The sequence below is a fragment of the Thiocapsa rosea genome (assembly GCF_003634315.1).
Lineage (GTDB): Bacteria > Pseudomonadota > Gammaproteobacteria > Chromatiales > Chromatiaceae > Thiocapsa > Thiocapsa rosea.
Genome location: NZ_RBXL01000001.1, coordinates 4,410,092 through 4,425,476, shown reverse-complemented (window position 1 = coordinate 4,425,476; position 15,385 = coordinate 4,410,092). Strand labels below are relative to the sequence as shown.

Sequence of the window (15,385 nt, the reverse complement as noted above, 5' to 3'; positions counted from 1 at the left end):
GGACTGCGGACGCCGGCCGGTCAATCTGGCCAGCGCAGGAAGCGGCGGATCATCTCGGGGGGAAATCCACGTTGCTCGAGGAAACGCCCGCGCCGGGCGTACTCGGTGCGATCGGGCGGCGGCGCGCTGCCGAATCGGCGATCGTAGATTTCTGCCATATAGGCTGCCCAATCATCCCGCATGGCATCGAGATGAGGGTCGACGAGGGTATCGGGAAGGCCCTTTTCAGACAACTCGGAGCGGATTCGCAGGGGACCGAACCCCTTGGCTGCGCGCTCGGCCACGTACTGCTCAACCATACGGCCCTCATCGAGCGCCCCGTCGGCGACCAGTCGGTCAAGCGCCTGCGCAATCCCGGCGTCGTCGAAGCCGCGCGCGCGCAGCTTACGTGTCAGCTCCAGACGCGAATGCTCGCGGACGGCAAGCAGTCGACGGGCTCGATCGGCGATCTCCGCCGCGGGGTCAGGTTCGTCCATCGCTCGACGAGGGGCTTCGGCCTAGATCTCCGCCGGGGAATCGGCGAGCGGAGCCTCGGCAATCGGTGCGACACCGGTGCCGGGCAAGGGATCGCCGATCTTGGGCAGCAGCTTGTCGCGGATCTTCGCCTCGATCGCCCGGGCAATCTCGGGGTTCTCGCACAGGAAGACCCGCGCGTTGTCTTTGCCCTGCCCGATGCGATTGCCCTCGTAGCTGTACCAGGCGCCGGACTTTTCGACGAAGCCCTCGTTCACGCCCAGGCTGATGATCTCGCCTTCGCGCGAGATGCCTTGGCCGTAGAGGATGTCGAACTCGGCCTGCCTGAAGGGCGGTGCGACTTTGTTCTTGACGACCTTGACCTTGGTCTCGTTGCCGATAACCTCGTCGCCCTTCTTGATGCTGCCGATGCGGCGGATATCCAGCCGAACCGAGGCGTAGAACTTGAGCGCGTTGCCGCCGGTCGTGGTTTCCGGGGAGCCAAACATGACGCCGATCTTCATCCGGATCTGATTGATGAAGATCACCAGACAGTTGGAGCGCTTGATGTTGCCGGTGAGCTTGCGCAGCGCCTGGGACATGAGACGCGCCTGCAGGCCGACGTGCGAGTCGCCCATCTCGCCCTCGATCTCGGCCTTCGGGGTCAGTGCCGCGACCGAGTCGACGACCACGACATCGACCGCGCCGGAGCGCACCAGCATGTCGGTGATCTCGAGCGCCTGCTCGCCGGTGTCGGGCTGGGAGACCAGCAAGTCGTTCATGTTCACGCCGAGCTTCTCGGCATAGCCGGGATCCAAGGCATGCTCGGCGTCGACGAAGGCCGCCGTGCCCCCGGCCTTTTGCGCCTCGGCGATGATGTGCAGGGTGAGTGTGGTCTTGCCGGAGGATTCGGGGCCGTAGATCTCGACCACGCGGCCCTTGGGCACGCCGCCGATGCCGAGCGCGAGATCCAGGCCGAGCGAGCCGGTCGAGATGGCTTCGACCTCCCGGATGACACCGGTGTCGCCCATGCGCATCACCGAGCCCTTACCGAACTGTTTTTCGATCTGGGTCAGCGCGGCGGCCAGCGCCTTCTTGCGGTTGTCGTCCATTGGGTCTCCGTTGAACCTGATCGGCTTGATGTTCGTAAAGGGGCGTGTTCTGCAACGTCCGGATCCGAAGCGACCGGCGAACGACAGCAGCATCGGCCAAGACACCCGACGCTCGCACGGCAAGTCGCGGATTATCGCATAGCGGATCGAAAAACGTCACAAGGCATGCCACCGAGCCGGGTGCGCAAACCATTCAAATCGCGCATCTCGCACGCGCGCGGATGCGTGTGGAGTCGAGTCGGTGCGCTCTAAACCACACCCGGCACGGTATGCGATGCCTTTGGATGACATCGGATCCGGCGGATTTGACGCCCGATGGAGACGGTGCGGTTTAGATCAACGCCCAGCGACGACGCACCCGATAACGCGGCCCGGGACCGCCGTATCCGGCGGCCAGCACAAGCTCGCGAACCGACCAACGCATCGGCGTCGACCAGTCTGAGGCCGGCATCGCCGCGGCCTTGCGTGCGAGTGTGATGTGCGGCCGATACGGACGCGGATCGGCGGCGAGACCGCAGATCGAGAGCTGCGCCTGAAGATCCCGCACGAGCGCCGGCAGGGCCTCGGGCGGCGTTGCGGGCGCGCACCAGAGCACGTGCGCCCGAGCGAAATGTCCGACCCGATCGATCTCCAAGTCAAATCCAGCGGCTCGGATCCGATCCGCGGCGCGCTCCGCACAACCGAGGACATCGGGTGCGAGCGGGCCGAGGAAGGCAAGCGTCAGATGAAAATCGCTCGGGTGGGTTGCCCGTGCACCGACGGGCAGAAGCTCGGGGAGGCGCGAAGCCAGAGCGGCGCGGACCGCGTCATCGGGCCAAAGGGCGAAGAACCAGCGCTCAGACAAGGTCGCGGAGCCGCTCGACCAAACCGTCGATCGCCGCCTGCACCGAGCAGCGCCGCACGGCATCGCGATCGCCGTCGAAGTGGAATCGTCGGGCTTCGACCCGCCCCTCGGGCCACGCCCAGGCAAGACAGACAGTCCCGACCGGCTTCTCGGGGCTGCCTCCGCCGGGTCCCGCCACGCCGCTGATGGCGACGGCAACTTGGGCTTGGCTGCGACTCAAGGCACCCAAGGCCATCTCCGCAACCACCGGCTCGCTCACGGCGCCCTGCGCGGCAAGCGTCTCTGCACGCACGCCGAGCATCTCCTGCTTGGACGCGTTGCTGTAGGTGACGAACCCGCGATCGAGCCAGGCGCTGCTGCCGGGGAGATCCGTGACGACCTTCGCCAACCAGCCGCCGGTACAGGACTCCGCGACCGCAAGCCGCAGGCCCGAGCGCAGCATCACCTCGGCAAGCGCGACGGCGCTTGGTTCTTGCTCGTAGAGGGCATGCAGATCGTTCATGACGGAATCAAACCGCAAAGGCGTCGAGGACGCAAATCGGCCTCTCGGGTGGAAAATCCAACGGATTCGCTCCAGAATGCCGACCCATCAAAGCCAGACCCGCCAATCGCGGCGGCCGACCCCGGAGCCAATGGATGACCGACCTTCAGATTTACTGCGAACATAAGCCTTCCCCCGCCAAGCTGGATGTCCTCGGCGTCGAGGACTGGGCGGTCTGGAAAAAGGAGCCGTCGACCTTTCCCTGGCGTTACGATCGCGCCGAGACCTGTTACGTGGTGCGCGGGCGTTTTCATGTCACCCCGGCCGGCGGCGAGACCCAGACCTTCAGTCGCGGAGACCTCATTACCTTCCCCGCCGGCATGGAGTGCACCTGGGAGGTGGTCGACCCGGTCGAGAAGCATTACCGATTCGACTAGACCGCGCCGGCTCCGACGGTCGTCACGTCTGCCCGGGCCGATCCCATCCAACACCATCGCAGGACGCGCTGGGCGCGGTTTCGTTCCAAAAATACCAATAACCAACCGGAGAGACACGACAATGCGAAAGATCCTGCTGTCCCTGCTGATCGCCCTTCTGCCGTTGACCTTTATCGCTGGCCAAGCACGTGCGGAAGCCATGACGATCGCCGATACCGTGCTCAAGATGCCCTTGGCCGAAGATGTTTCGATGGACGAGGCCGTCGAGTCGATGATGCTGCGGGCCAACGCGCTGAACTTCAAAATGGTCGCTCACCTGCCCCTCTACAAAGAGCTGGAGTCGATGGGTGTGGAGGCCAAGCGGATCGAGATATTCCAGTTCTGCGATGCCCGAATCGCCAATGAAATGATCAAGGAGAACATTGACTTCTCCGCGTATCTACCCTGCCGAATCACCCTGATCGAGGATCAGGAAGGACAGGCATGGCTGACGACACTCGATCTGAACAAGGTCATCGAGATGGCCGACCTGCCGCCGAATCTGATGGGGCATGCCGTGAAGGTGCGCGACACCATCGAGGAGATCATGACCGCGGGCGCGACAGGCGACCTCTAAACCGCGTCCAGAGCGGCATGCGCCATTTTCGCGTTGCGTTTGCCTTTGGGGATTTCCTCGATCTCGGTGAGACGCGGTTTAAAATTTCATTTTTTTAATGCCTTAGGCGATTTCCGGGCAAGGATCTCCCTGCCAAGGGGCGAATAAATTCGCCCCTACGGGCATCCTCGATTGGTAGGCTTTTTCTCGGACATCGTCTTAAGCCGCGTCGGCTCCAGGGGCCGTCAAGTCTGAAGGGGCCGATTCCATCCGAAAATTTCGCATACCGCGCTGGGCGCGATTTAAGACCTTCCGCCGTGACCGCTCACGACGGCGTGCAACGGCTGCGTTTCCTCGAACAGGCGCGCCTGCTCGGCGGTCGCTTCCTGCTGATAGCGGGTCTTCCAGTCCGAATAGGGCATGCCGTAAATCGCCTCCCGCGCCTGGTCGTAGGACATCTCGACACCGCTCTCTGCCGCGGCGTTCATATACCATTTGGAGAGGCAGTTTCGGCAGAAGCCGGCCAGGTTCATGAGGTCGATGTTCTGCACATCGGTGCGGCGTTGCAGGTGCTCGACCAAGCCACGGAATGCGGCGGCCTCGATCTGAATCTTGGTGTTGTCGTCCACGTGATCTCTCCTTCGAAAGGTGGGTTGAGCCGATGGATTGAAGTCGCACCGGGAGGCGCGGATACTCCGGATTAAACACTATCGGGGTGACCTTGAGGTTTTGCGCGTTTGACCCGGGTAAACGTGTTGCATACGCCGCCCCGACCCGCTGGCCACATCGGAGACCTCACGCCCCATGGACTACCTGAGCTTGTCCCGCGCAGCACGTCTTGCCGGCGTCACCCGCGCCGAGTTGCAGCGGCGCATCAGACGCGGCGAGATCGCCACCTTCGAGGGCTCGGTCGCCGTCAGCGATCTTCTGCGCGCCTTCCCGTCGGTCAGCCTCACGGACGACGCGGCGTTGGAGCGGGTCGAGCGCATCAAGAGCGATGCGCTTCCCAAGACCGAGGGGCATGACGCCGCACTGCCCGAGCCGCAGGTCCTGGTCGCACGGCTGCGGGCGATGAGCAAGACGCTCGTCGAGCGGATGTCGGCCCTGAGCGCTGCAGAGGACCTTTTGGATCAGGTCGGCGTGCGTCTGAAGGCGCTCGCCGATTCAGGTCCCGAGCGCGTCCGTGGGCAGGCGTGCGAGACGCGCGACTGGTTCCTCGACGCCCGCGCGTCTCTGACCATCCATGCGGTGACGGACGAGCGCGCACAACTCTTCGCCAAAGACACCTTTTTGCGCATCATGGCAGCGAACGTCAAACTCATCCCGAGCGGTCACGACTATTTCGTCGAGGGCAACGAGTCGATTCTCGACGCCTCCGTGCGCGCCGGGATCAACCTCAATTATGGTTGCGCGAGCGGCAACTGCGGGGCCTGCAAGGCGCGCCTGATCAGCGGCGAGACGCGGCGGATTCGCGAGCACGACTATGTCCTGAGCGAGCGCGAGAAGGCGATGGGTTATCTCTTGACCTGCTCACACACGGCCGTGACCGACGTCGTCATCGAGGCCGCCGAGGCGCTCACGGTGACCGATCTACCGCATCAGGAGATTCGAGCCGGTCTGCGCAAGCTCGAGCACATCTCCGAGGATCTCGTCTCGTTGAACGTCCAGACCCCGCGGACCCAGACGCTGCGGTTCATGTCGGGCCAGCGCGTGCGGCTCACGCTCGAAGACGGTGCGAGTCGCGAGCTGTCGATCGCAAGCTGTCCCTGCAACGCCCGAAACCTCTGGTTCCATATCCGACGCGGCACCGATGCCTTCTCGGACGCAGTCTTTAAACCCCTGCGCCCCGGCCATCTCATCACGGTCGAGGGACCCTACGGACGTTTCGTTCTGACCGAGGACGCGCCCGAGCCGGCGGTCTTCATCGCCTTCGGCGACGGTATTGCACCCGTGAAGAGCCTGATCGAGCACGCCGTTTCGATCGACGTGATCGAATCCTTCCATCTGTACTGGGACACGCAGTATCCGGAGGGGCATTATCATGGACGTTGGGGCCGCGCGCTCACGGATGCGTTGGACAACTTCCAACTGACCCCGCTGATGAGCGGCCGTGCGGAGGATGTCTTCGCGGTCATCCGTGCCGATCACCCGGATCTACGCGGACTGCGTTTCTATCTGGCCGGTCCGGAAGCGCCCATCGGGCGGCTGGCGGAGCTGCTCCGCGACGAAGGCATTGCCGGTGACCGAATTGCCTGCGAGATCACCGAATCTTAAACCGCGCCTGAGGCGGTATGCGATGTTTTTGGATGGGATCGACCCCGGCAAATTTAACGACCGCTGGAGAATGCGCGGTTTAAGAGTTTAAAAATTTATCATTTTAAACCGCGTGTCCGCTAATGGCTGTTGATGCACCAAACGTCGAGTTCACTCGAAAGTGAGCATCTCGCTCTGGACGCGTTTTAAACCTCGAGCAGCCCCGCCATGGTCCGATAAAACCCGTCGAGCCAGGGCTCGGGTTGGTCGAACTGCCACAGCAGATGCCTTGCTCCGGTGGTCTCGCGCGAACTCGTATAGATGATCTTGCCGTCCCAGGTTTCACGCACCTCGAAGGAGCACAGACCGCCGGGAACATGCAACATGAGACCGCAGGGATGCGCTTCGCCGCCGAGCACAGCCGCCACCAAGCCGTGGACCCGGTCGGGCCGCCGATCGTAGTCCCCCGGCCAGATGCGTTTGAGCACGTCGATCTTGACGAAATTGTCCTGAACATCGGCGAACGCCTGCAGCAAGGGCAGCGCCGCCGCGTGTCGACGCTGCGCCTTCTCCAGCGACGTCTCCTTGCCCTCCTCTTGCGAGCTTCTGGCACGCTCTGCCTGAGCCTTGATCTTGCTTAAGGTATCGTTCACGGTGTTCATCCCTTCGTGACCAAAACGCGTGCCCTCGACGGACTCGCGAGCAACCGTTCAGCCCGCGAGTGACCGACCTCGGATCATCCCTTCAACAGAGTCCCGTCAATCGCCCTGCTCTCCCTGTTCGCCCTCCTCCCGGAGATCGTCGAGCAGGGTCTCGGGCGCGATGACCACACCCGACCCATCCGGCGCTGGAAAGACCGCGACCATCCGGCCGTCCTTCGCCATGCCGGGCAACCAACGGGTCATGAAGACGTCGATCGCCAGCGGCTCGGCCCGACAATCGGCCCAATCCTGCGTCGCCAGGGCCGTGGCGCATGCCGCATCAGGCCAGAAGGGAAAGCAATCCCGCCCTTCATCGTCGGAGAACGCAATAAAACCATCATCTCCCTTTAAGGTCCAGACCTGGCCCTGTTGCATGACATGTGCAAGAAACGCGATATAGCGCTCTTCGCCCGGCAGGTCGAAACTGCCCGAGAGATCCTCTGCGTTCGGTAGTGCGTTCATTGCAAACTCGTTTCCAAAATTGATGGCGCTCGTCAGCCGAAGTCCTGCTCGAGGATCGCATTGACCCGTCGGCAGATCTCGCGCCCGTAGTCGGTCCACAGGCCCTGCCCCCAGTAGCGATAGCAGCTGGTTTGTGAGGCCATCAGGTGGAAGAGCGCGTTGCGATAGCGCGGGTCGTTGGCGGCGACGCCGGGAATCAGGACCTTTTGATTGAAGTTGGCGCTCGCCTCCTCCATCGGTCCCAGCACGTCGTCGTAGCCCTTCACCCAGGAGAGGTCCGACGTCCAACTGCCGCCTTCCATGTGGAATCGGCCATCTTCCTGCTTGAGCTCGGCGATCGCCTTCTCCAGCTTCTCCGGTCCGTCGCCCGGCTGGATGCGCGCCCAGATGCGGTCGTGAAACAGGGGTTGGACCTCGGGGAGATCGGACTCCTTGATCCCGAGCGCGAAGAGGTGCTCCAGGTATTCGCTCCCGTTCATCATCGGCGTGTCGGTATGGCTCGAGGCGGCGACCACCTCCATGAACTTGCCCGGGAACTCGTTCATCATGACGCCGCCGTTCTCCCCGTCGGCGATCTGGGTGACCAGCGGCGGGATCGACTTGCCGGCGAGCGCGACGCGCTGCAGCCCTTGCGCCTCGTACCAGGGTTGCATCTGGGCGACCAGCTTGGTGTCCGACCCCTGCGTCTTGACAATGGCGATGATGCTCGCGGTCTCCCCATGCGAGTTGGTGACGACCAGGCGATGCGGGATGTGCGGCCGTTCCGGATTCCGCCCGGTGTCGATCTGCTGAACCGTGTGCTCCTGCACCAGGACCCATTGAAAGCCGCAGTCCACCAGCGTCTTGACGAAGGCGTAGGCGACATCGGGATGATTGGGCAGGGCCATCTCGGAGGGGGAGAAGCCGCGCACCCGCTCCAACGCCTCCCATCCGAAGATGGCAGCGAAGTGATGCTGGAACGCCTTCACGTGCAGACGGAAGTCCTGCACCGGCGTGGAGGGCGCGACCGCGTGGCCCCAAGGCATGCCGAGCCACTCCACAGCCCAGTTGTAGTCAGGGTTGCAGGTCATGCCCTTGAGCGCATCGATCACATGATGCTCGCCCATCTTGCGCAGACCGTGCAGCAGGGTGCCCGAGTATTCGAGCATGCAGCGCGGCGACTTGCCCTCGCCGATCAACTGCGGAATGAACTCGCCCATGCGCTTGTAGCACCAGACAAAGGCCGGGGCGTTGTAATTGTCCCCGATGTGCTGGTTCTCCATCATGTACTGGAGATTGCTGATCAGGGCGGCGCTGCGAAGATCCCCGCCGCCGGCCGGGATCAGGGGCTGATGCTGGTGCAGGGCGATGGCGGTCGCCGAGCGGATGGAGCCGAAATCGATGCCGCCGCGCTCGGCGAACAGCGACCGCGTCCGCGCGTCGGCAACGACGGCGTCGACGTCCGACTCATGGCCGCAGATATTCGGAAGGTCATCGACGTACTCGGGTAGCGGTTTCACGCTGTACTCCTTGGAAAGATGATGGTTCCGGGGTTCCCGGAGTGGCTCAAGAGGATTTCGGTGTCGGTGTTTCGGTTGCGGCCGACCGATCGGGCGCGGGGCTTGACGGGGCGCTTGCGGCCGCCTCGGCGCGGATGTCCGTTGCGTCCGCTTCGGGTGCCGGGATTGAATCCGGCCCGGACGCGTCTTGGGGCTCTGACGTGGACTCAGGTGCGGGTGCATCCGCCGCCTCCGCGCGGATCCCGATACGCGCGAGCGCGGCCCGACTGGCTTCCAGATCCGCCTCGGCACGCGGCACCCATGCCTCGCCCCAGTAGAGATGACAGCTCGTCTCGGCGCGCAGCAGACGCCACAGCGCCTCCTCGATCGCCTCGGCCTCCGGACCTTCGCAGACGCCCCGCTCGGTGGCATACCAACGCGCGTCATGCACCATTCGACTGGCCTTGACGAAGGCGTCGATGGCCTGCTTCTGGCGATCCGAGCCGGTCCATTGCGTGAAGTCGCGCCCATGGTGCCAGCCGGTATTCCAGGCGCCGGTGCGCACGCGCACCTCGCCGTGGGCACCGTAAGTATCCAGGTAGCGGCTGATGAAGGTGGGCGCGATCGCGGCCTCGCCGGCGGCGACCCGCTCGAGCAACGGCAGATAGAAGGCACTCCAGAAGTTGGCCCCTTCGGTTACGTTGCGGAACCAGCCGCCGTTCTCGCCGTCGGTGCAGGTAGTCACGAGCGGCGTGAAGTCGCACCACTTGGTCCGCTCGGCGACCTCGGCGAGAAACCAGTCCAGCTCCATTCCCGATTCCTGAGCGTCGGAGAGGTCGCGATCGCGCACGATCACGGTGATCGCCTCGCCGCCGAAACGCGCGATATGCGGCCGATAGCGAAGCTCCTGCCAGCTCATGGGCGAGATCGGCTCGACATGCTCGCTGTCGACCATGACATAGCGATAGCCGAAGGCGCGCAGCAGCGGGATCAGCTCCATCGAGAAGCCCATCTCGGGCGGCCAGAAGCCTTGGAAGCGCGGACGCCACAGCAGGTGATGTGCGATGCCGAGCCAACGGCGCAGCTGCTCCTCGCGGTCGGCCTCGGGGATCAGGGGCAGTACCGGGTGGTAATAACCCGTTCCCAAGACCTCGAAGAGCTTCTCGTTCTGGAAGTGCCACAGGAGCGATCCGCAATCCACGGTGCCGTAGACACGCTTCTGGAACTCGGGGTTCGACAGGGTCTCGAGCAGGGTGCCGGACAGGGAGACATGGACGCGAGCCAGGTCTTCGTGACCCCAGAGACTGCGCGGGATGCGATCCAGGGCGAAGAGGATCTCCTTCGCCTCCCAGCTCTGGGTGTCGAGGAGTTCCTCGAGATTGCCGGCGGGCTGATGCAGGTTCAAAACAAGCGCATGCTGGGCGATCACGGTACGACACTCCGAGATGTCATTGGAAGGATGTCATCAGGGGGATGGCATGAGGAAAACGGCATTCGTGGACGGCATGAGGGGAGAGGGTTGCGATGCGACGAGGATAACAGAAGCGCGACCAACGCCCAAAAACCCGACGCCTCCTGTCGACTCGCACTTGCGCCAGCCGAGCGGACGCACCATGTGGCCGGAGGAGCGGACGTTTCGTCCGCCGGGCGAGTGCGCCGCACGCACCGCCGAGCCAAGCCTTCGAGGCCGGATATCGCATGCCCAAGATACTCATCGACCCTGAGTCGAGGTCGCTGGATCACCGATTCGCGATCATCAAGACAAAACGCACCGACCGTGCTCGTTATCCCGAGGGGTGCGTGACGGTCGTCGAGGATGAGGCGGCGGCGCTTGCGGGGGCTGGGGCGGGCGCGGATGCGGAGCGCGGGCTCCATCCGGCGATGGTCTACGGGCCGTCGAGTTCATCGGAGGGCCAGCGGCTCTATTATCTGGTGCGTTGGCTCGCATGAAGGCGCCTGCGTTCGATTCGCCGTCTGCCGACCAGCCGGTGCTGCGCATCCGCGACCTGCAAAAATTCTACCGCGAAGGCGAGGGGGCGACCGAGCACCGCGTCCTGGACGGGATCAACTTCGATGTCGGTCGCGGCGAGTGCGTCGCCCTTCTCGGGCGAAGCGGCTCCGGCAAGTCGACCCTGCTCAACCTGCTTGCAGGGATCGATCGGCCCGATCAAGGGCGCGTCGATGTCATGGGGCATACCCTGTCGACGCTCGGCGAGCCCGGTCTGACCCTCCTGCGACGGCGCCAAGTCGGGTTCATCTATCAGTTCTTCAATCTGATCCCGACCCTCACGGTCGCCGAGAATCTCGCCTTGCCGCTCGAGCTGAACGGCACCTCGCTCGCCCGCGGCATGCCGCGGATCACGGAGATGTTGGAGCGCCTCGGACTCGCTGGTCGCGCCCGAGCCTTCCCGGATCAGCTGTCGGGCGGCGAACAACAGCGCGTCGCCATCGGCCGCGCGCTCATCCACTCCCCTGCATTGGTCCTGGCCGACGAGCCGACCGGCAACCTGGACGTCGAAACCGGCGAGCAGATCCTCGCGCTGCTGGCCGAGCTGTTCGCGGATCGGCGTCGGACGCTGATCCTGGTGACGCACAGTCTGGCGGTCTCGCGCATCGCCGATCGGGTGCTCACGCTCGACAAAGGCCAGCTCGTCGACTCTGCCCGGGATCTCGCCTGGTGATTCCGGTCCTCGTCCGCGCCAGCCTGCGCTATCTGGCCCGCCACCGCTGGCAGTCCGGTCTTTCGATTCTGGGCATCGCGCTCGGCGTGGCGGTCGTCATCGCCGTGGACATCGCCAACGAGAGCGCGCGGCGCGCCTTCGACCTTTCGATCGAGCGGGTCGCCGGTCGCGCAACCCACAGGATCGAATCCGCCTCCGGCGGCATCCCCGATGCGATCTATGCCGATCTGCGTCGCCGCGGCGGGCTCGCAGCCGCCGATGCCTCGCCGGTCATCGAGGCCCCGATTCGGATCGGCGAGGCGACCTTCACCCTGATCGGACTCGATCTTTTGGCCTTCTCCTCACTCCGGGGTACCGGCCTCTCGGTCGAAGGCACGTCGCTGATCCGCATGCTGACACGGCCCGATACCCTGCTGCTGGGCGCAGGCGACGCACGGCGTCTCGGCGTCGTTCCGGGCGAGCCCTTGCCGCTGCGGATCGGGACCCGCGAACTCTCCGCCGAGCTGGTCGGCATCCTCGCCTCGGATCAGTCGAGCGGTTTCGAGGGTCTGGCGATCGCGGACATCGCAACCGCACAAGAGATCACCGAGCGCATCGGCACGATCGATCGCATCGATCTGGTCCTCACGCCCGAGGACGCGTCTGTCCTGGCCGGAGGGCTCCCGCCCGGTCTGCGACTGGTCGCGTCCGAGCAACGCAGCGAGACCATGCGTCAGATGACACGGGCCTTCCATACCAACCTGACCGCCATGAGTCTGCTCGCCATGCTGGTCGGCGGATTCATCATCTACAACACCATGACCTTCGCCGTGCTGCAGCGACGCAGCCTGCTCGGCTCGCTGCGCACACTCGGCTGCACACGAGCCCAGCTCTTTGCGTTGGTCTTGTCCGAGGCCCTGGTCTTCGCGCTGGCCGGTGCACTGCTCGGACTGGGTCTGGGCATCCTGACCGGCTGGGGCTTGGTGCAACTGGTCACGCGCACCATTAACGACATCTATTTCACGCTGACCGTGCGCGAGCTCTTCGTCACGCCCCTCTCGGTCGTGAAGGGCCTCGCCGCCGGGCTTCTCATCACCTTGGTCGCCGCACTCGGCCCGGCGATCGAGGCCGCGCGGTCTCAACCGCGCGACGTGCTGCGTGCCAACAGCCTGGAGCGTCGCGGACAGCGCTGGGTGCTCTGGCTGGGCGCGTTCGGTCTAACCCTGATGGTTGTCGGATGGGGTGCGGCCCAGCTCCCGAGTCGCTCGCTCGGTCTCGGGTTCCTGGCCATCCTGATCCTGATTCTCGGCTTCAGCCTCTGTGTCCCCGCCCTGCTGCGCGCGATCGCGCTCGGTTTGGCGCGTGTCGTCGGACCGATCGGCGGACTCCCGGCTGTGCTCGCGTCGCGCGGGGTGGCGGCATCCATCACCCGCACCGGCATCGCCGCTGCGGCCCTGACCGTTGCAATCTCCTCGACCCTCGGGGTCGGCGTCATGATCGACAGCTTTCGCAGCAGCCTGATCGTCTGGCTCGACACGACGCTGCAAAGCGACATCTATGTCTCTGCGCCCTCGGAGACGGGGAATCGCGCGGATGGCGCCCTGCCGTCCGGGCTGGCGGAGCGGCTGGCCGGCCTTGCGGGCATCGCCGAGATCAGCATGGGGCGCAGCGTGCGTGTCGAGGCAGACACCGGCTCGGTGCTCCTGCTCGGGCTGACCTCCTCCTCGGTCAGCCCGAGCGGTTTCAGCTTCGACGGCGCAGAAACCGCGGATCTTTGGACGCGTTTCGAGGCCGGCGAGCTGATCCTCGCCTCGGAGCCCTACGCCTATCACCACGACGTCGGGGTCGGCGATCGGGTTGCCCTTTTCACCGAACGGGGCGGGCAGTCCTTCGAGATCGGCGGCGTCTTTCGCGACTATGGCTCCGATGCAGGGATGCTGGTCCTGTCGGGTGCCCGTTACGCCGCGCTCTGGAACGACCCTGCCGTCTCCTCGATCGGCATCATGGTGCGCGACAACGCCGATCGCACCGAGGTCTTCGAGCGGGTACGCGACCTGACCGAGACACTCGATACCCCCGTCCTCGTCAGCCTGAACGACCAGATCCGCGAGCAATCACTCGAGATCTTCGACCGCACCTTCGCCATCACTCACGTCCTGCGTCTGCTGGCGATCGGTGTGGCCTTCATCGGCGTGCTCAGCGCCTTGATGGCACTCGAGCTGGAGCGGCGTCGCGACTACGCCGTGATGCGTGCGACCGGCATGACCCGACGCGAGCTGACCCTGTTGATCTTGACGCAAACCTCGATCCTCGGCCTCTCGGCCGGCCTGTTGGCGATCCCGCTCGGACTCGTCATGGCAGACCTGCTCATCGGAGTCGTCAATCTGCGATCCTTCGGCTGGACCATGGAGATGCGCATCCCGCCGCTGACCCTGATCCAGGGTGTGATGCTCGCTTGGAGCGCTGCCTTGCTGGCGGGCCTCTACCCGGCTTATCGTTGTGCCGACACGGATCCGGCACAGGCGTTGAGATCGGAATAAGATGCTTGAAATCCATGCGTCCGTTCCTGCCACGGGAACGAGAATCCCGTGTATCCTTATCGGCGATGACGAGAGTGATGACGATGACCGCCGTTTTTGAGTCAAGAGGTCGAATGACCGACGGGGTCTCAGTAAAAACCCCGAAGAGACCACACCGGAATCCAAGAGGCGAGCGAGCGACATGGCCGACGACAAAACGATCGTAACGAAGAAGACGGCGCCCAAAGCGGCGGCCGACAACAAGAACACTGCCATCAAGAAGACTGCGGCGAAGAAGCCTGTCACGACATCGACCGCAGCCCCGAGCGCCGGGCTCAAGGCTGCACCGATCAAGGCAGCTCCCGAGAAGCCCCCCGTCAAGCCGACCGCGATCGCGACGAAACCAAGCCCGGAAAAACCAGCTCCGGCGAAACCCTCCTCGGCGAAGAAGATCCCGCCCGCACCGGCCAAGACGTCCGCGGCCAGCTCAGGCGCGAAGAAGACATCGGCCAAAAAGGCACCCGCGAAGCCCGGTGCCACGGCGACGAGCACACCCCTGAATGCACTCGAAGGCAAATCGATCAGTCTCAAATCGCTCGCCAATGTCTCGGACGAGGAGCGACTGCATATGATCCACGAGGCGGCCTATTACCGTGCCGAGAAGCGCCGCTTCGCGCCCGGACACGAGGTCGAGGACTGGGCCGAGGCGGAACGCGAGATCGACGAGCTACTCGCCAATGCCAAGCGGATCTCCGGACGCTGACCCCGAACGACGCGCCGAAACGGAGCCGGCCCCGCCTGTTCATGGAACACCGTTCGATACCAGTCACCTCGCCCAGAAGCCAAACCAGCCAGCCCAAACGTTCCTCAGTCATTCGGAACCCCAATCAAACAACCGTAGGATGGGTAGAGCAAAGCGAAACCCATCCTCTCACACTGAAAGCCGCAAGCCCGAGCGCCGAAAGCGCAGCAAAACCCCTCCTCCCGCACCCACCCCCAAAACCAGATCCGGTAAGCCCAGCATAGTCTGCACCCCCGACGACGGCCGAGCGTAGCGGCAACAACGCCGGCAGCACGCTGCGGCCCAAGCCCGGCTCCGACTCCACTAAACCGCGTCCAGAGCGAGATGCTCACTTTCGAGTGGGCTCGACATTTGGTGCATCCACGGCCCTTAGCGGGGACGCGGATTAAAATAATATATTTTTTAATATCTTAAACCGCGCCAGCTCCCATAGTCGCCGGAGCCGGCGTAGCCAAGCCATTCCAACACATTACGGAAATCGCACCGGGCGCGGTTTAACACGATCAAGACGCTCGGCAGGCCGATCGAAGAGCGTCGTCCAACAAGGTTCACGCCGAAACGTTTGGCCGTGCAGTCCCCAAAAGCCCG

16 protein-coding genes are annotated in these 15,385 nt (G+C 64.2%); 7 read left to right on the top strand and 9 right to left on the bottom strand.

What is annotated here, in order from left to right:
* Nucleotides 1-20 precede the first annotated feature (20 nt).
* From BDD21_RS19740 to BDD21_RS19725, 4 genes are all read right to left on the bottom strand, one after another.
* Nucleotides 21-476 (bottom strand): regulatory protein RecX, encoded by a 456-nt coding sequence (locus BDD21_RS19740; RefSeq protein ID WP_120798619.1) that lies wholly within the window; start codon nt 474-476, stop codon nt 21-23.
* Nucleotides 477-497: 21 nt separating this feature from the next.
* On the bottom strand, nt 498-1,565 hold the full coding sequence (gene recA / locus BDD21_RS19735; RefSeq protein ID WP_120798618.1) for a recombinase RecA: 1,068 nt from the start codon (nt 1,563-1,565) through the stop codon (nt 498-500).
* Between the two features lie 331 nt (nt 1,566-1,896).
* Nucleotides 1,897-2,409: an RNA 2',3'-cyclic phosphodiesterase gene (gene thpR, locus BDD21_RS19730; protein WP_170164830.1), complete on the bottom strand. Its 513-nt coding sequence runs from the start codon at nt 2,407-2,409 to the stop codon at nt 1,897-1,899.
* Nucleotides 2,402-2,911, bottom strand: a complete 510-nt coding sequence (locus BDD21_RS19725; protein WP_120798616.1) for a CinA family protein — start codon at nt 2,909-2,911, stop codon at nt 2,402-2,404. Before BDD21_RS19725 ends, thpR begins: the two co-directional genes overlap by 8 nt.
* 134 nt (nt 2,912-3,045) lie before the next feature.
* Here BDD21_RS19725 and BDD21_RS19720 point away from each other — a divergent pair, with 134 nt between their 5' ends.
* Both BDD21_RS19720 and BDD21_RS19715 read left to right on the top strand, forming a co-directional pair.
* Nucleotides 3,046-3,327 carry a cupin domain-containing protein gene (locus BDD21_RS19720; RefSeq protein WP_120798615.1) on the top strand — a complete coding sequence of 94 codons (282 nt, stop codon included), beginning with the start codon at nt 3,046-3,048 and terminating at the stop codon, nt 3,325-3,327.
* Between the two features lie 121 nt (nt 3,328-3,448).
* The gene (locus BDD21_RS19715; RefSeq protein ID WP_120798614.1) at nt 3,449-3,943 is read left to right on the top strand and encodes a DUF302 domain-containing protein; all 495 of its coding nucleotides are present in this window, start codon (nt 3,449-3,451) and stop codon (nt 3,941-3,943) included.
* Between the two features lie 281 nt (nt 3,944-4,224).
* Here BDD21_RS19715 and BDD21_RS19710 read toward each other — a convergent pair whose 3' ends face one another.
* Nucleotides 4,225-4,551, bottom strand: a complete 327-nt coding sequence (locus BDD21_RS19710) for a DUF1244 domain-containing protein (protein WP_120798613.1) — start codon at nt 4,549-4,551, stop codon at nt 4,225-4,227.
* Between the two features lie 175 nt (nt 4,552-4,726).
* Between BDD21_RS19710 and BDD21_RS19705 the strand changes: the two genes are divergently transcribed.
* Complete coding sequence (locus BDD21_RS19705) at nt 4,727-6,196, top strand: 2Fe-2S iron-sulfur cluster-binding protein (protein ID WP_120798612.1); 1,470 nt, start codon at nt 4,727-4,729, stop codon at nt 6,194-6,196.
* Nucleotides 6,197-6,381: 185 nt separating this feature from the next.
* Here BDD21_RS19705 and BDD21_RS19700 read toward each other — a convergent pair whose 3' ends face one another.
* From BDD21_RS19700 to BDD21_RS19685, 4 genes are all read right to left on the bottom strand, one after another.
* Complete coding sequence (locus BDD21_RS19700) at nt 6,382-6,828, bottom strand: hypothetical protein (protein ID WP_147431155.1); 447 nt, start codon at nt 6,826-6,828, stop codon at nt 6,382-6,384.
* A 105-nt stretch (nt 6,829-6,933) separates the two neighbouring features.
* A complete protein-coding gene (locus tag BDD21_RS19695) occupies nt 6,934-7,338 on the bottom strand; it encodes a DUF2750 domain-containing protein (protein WP_120798610.1) in 405 nt (134 codons plus the stop codon).
* Between the two features lie 32 nt (nt 7,339-7,370).
* Nucleotides 7,371-8,837, bottom strand: coding sequence for a glycosyl hydrolase family 57 (locus BDD21_RS19690; protein WP_120798609.1), 1,467 nt, complete (start codon nt 8,835-8,837; stop codon nt 7,371-7,373).
* A 46-nt stretch (nt 8,838-8,883) separates the two neighbouring features.
* Nucleotides 8,884-10,245: a polysaccharide deacetylase family protein gene (locus BDD21_RS19685; protein WP_245969701.1), complete on the bottom strand. Its 1,362-nt coding sequence runs from the start codon at nt 10,243-10,245 to the stop codon at nt 8,884-8,886.
* A gap of 269 nt (nt 10,246-10,514) precedes the next feature.
* Between BDD21_RS19685 and BDD21_RS19680 the strand changes: the two genes are divergently transcribed.
* From BDD21_RS19680 to BDD21_RS19670, 4 genes are all read left to right on the top strand, one after another.
* Nucleotides 10,515-10,766 carry a hypothetical protein gene (locus BDD21_RS19680; protein WP_120798608.1) on the top strand — a complete coding sequence of 84 codons (252 nt, stop codon included), beginning with the start codon at nt 10,515-10,517 and terminating at the stop codon, nt 10,764-10,766.
* The gene (locus BDD21_RS27985) at nt 10,763-11,497 is read left to right on the top strand and encodes an ABC transporter ATP-binding protein (RefSeq protein WP_170164829.1); all 735 of its coding nucleotides are present in this window, start codon (nt 10,763-10,765) and stop codon (nt 11,495-11,497) included. Before BDD21_RS19680 ends, BDD21_RS27985 begins: the two co-directional genes overlap by 4 nt.
* A complete protein-coding gene (locus BDD21_RS19675; protein ID WP_170164828.1) occupies nt 11,494-14,016 on the top strand; it encodes an FtsX-like permease family protein in 2,523 nt (840 codons plus the stop codon). The genes BDD21_RS27985 and BDD21_RS19675 overlap by 4 nt, the downstream gene beginning before the upstream one ends.
* A gap of 181 nt (nt 14,017-14,197) precedes the next feature.
* Nucleotides 14,198-14,758 (top strand): DUF2934 domain-containing protein, encoded by a 561-nt coding sequence (locus BDD21_RS19670; protein ID WP_120798606.1) that lies wholly within the window; start codon nt 14,198-14,200, stop codon nt 14,756-14,758.
* Nucleotides 14,759-15,385 lie beyond the last annotated feature (627 nt).

What these genes read in the sequence shown, in the direction of transcription:
- BDD21_RS19695 (WP_120798610.1), bottom strand. Translation starts at nt 7,338, where the DNA reads ATGAACGCACTACCGAACGCAGAGGATCTCTCGGGCAGTTTCGACCTG.
- BDD21_RS27985 (WP_170164829.1), top strand. Translation starts at nt 10,763, where the DNA reads ATGAAGGCGCCTGCGTTCGATTCGCCGTCTGCCGACCAGCCGGTGCTG.
- BDD21_RS19680 (WP_120798608.1), top strand. Translation starts at nt 10,515, where the DNA reads ATGCCCAAGATACTCATCGACCCTGAGTCGAGGTCGCTGGATCACCGA.
- BDD21_RS19705 (WP_120798612.1), top strand. Translation starts at nt 4,727, where the DNA reads ATGGACTACCTGAGCTTGTCCCGCGCAGCACGTCTTGCCGGCGTCACC.
- BDD21_RS19740 (WP_120798619.1), bottom strand. Translation starts at nt 476, where the DNA reads ATGGACGAACCTGACCCCGCGGCGGAGATCGCCGATCGAGCCCGTCGA.
- BDD21_RS19720 (WP_120798615.1), top strand. Translation starts at nt 3,046, where the DNA reads ATGACCGACCTTCAGATTTACTGCGAACATAAGCCTTCCCCCGCCAAG.
- BDD21_RS19725 (WP_120798616.1), bottom strand. Translation starts at nt 2,911, where the DNA reads ATGAACGATCTGCATGCCCTCTACGAGCAAGAACCAAGCGCCGTCGCG.
- BDD21_RS19715 (WP_120798614.1), top strand. Translation starts at nt 3,449, where the DNA reads ATGCGAAAGATCCTGCTGTCCCTGCTGATCGCCCTTCTGCCGTTGACC.
- recA (WP_120798618.1), bottom strand. Translation starts at nt 1,565, where the DNA reads ATGGACGACAACCGCAAGAAGGCGCTGGCCGCCGCGCTGACCCAGATC.
- BDD21_RS19670 (WP_120798606.1), top strand. Translation starts at nt 14,198, where the DNA reads ATGGCCGACGACAAAACGATCGTAACGAAGAAGACGGCGCCCAAAGCG.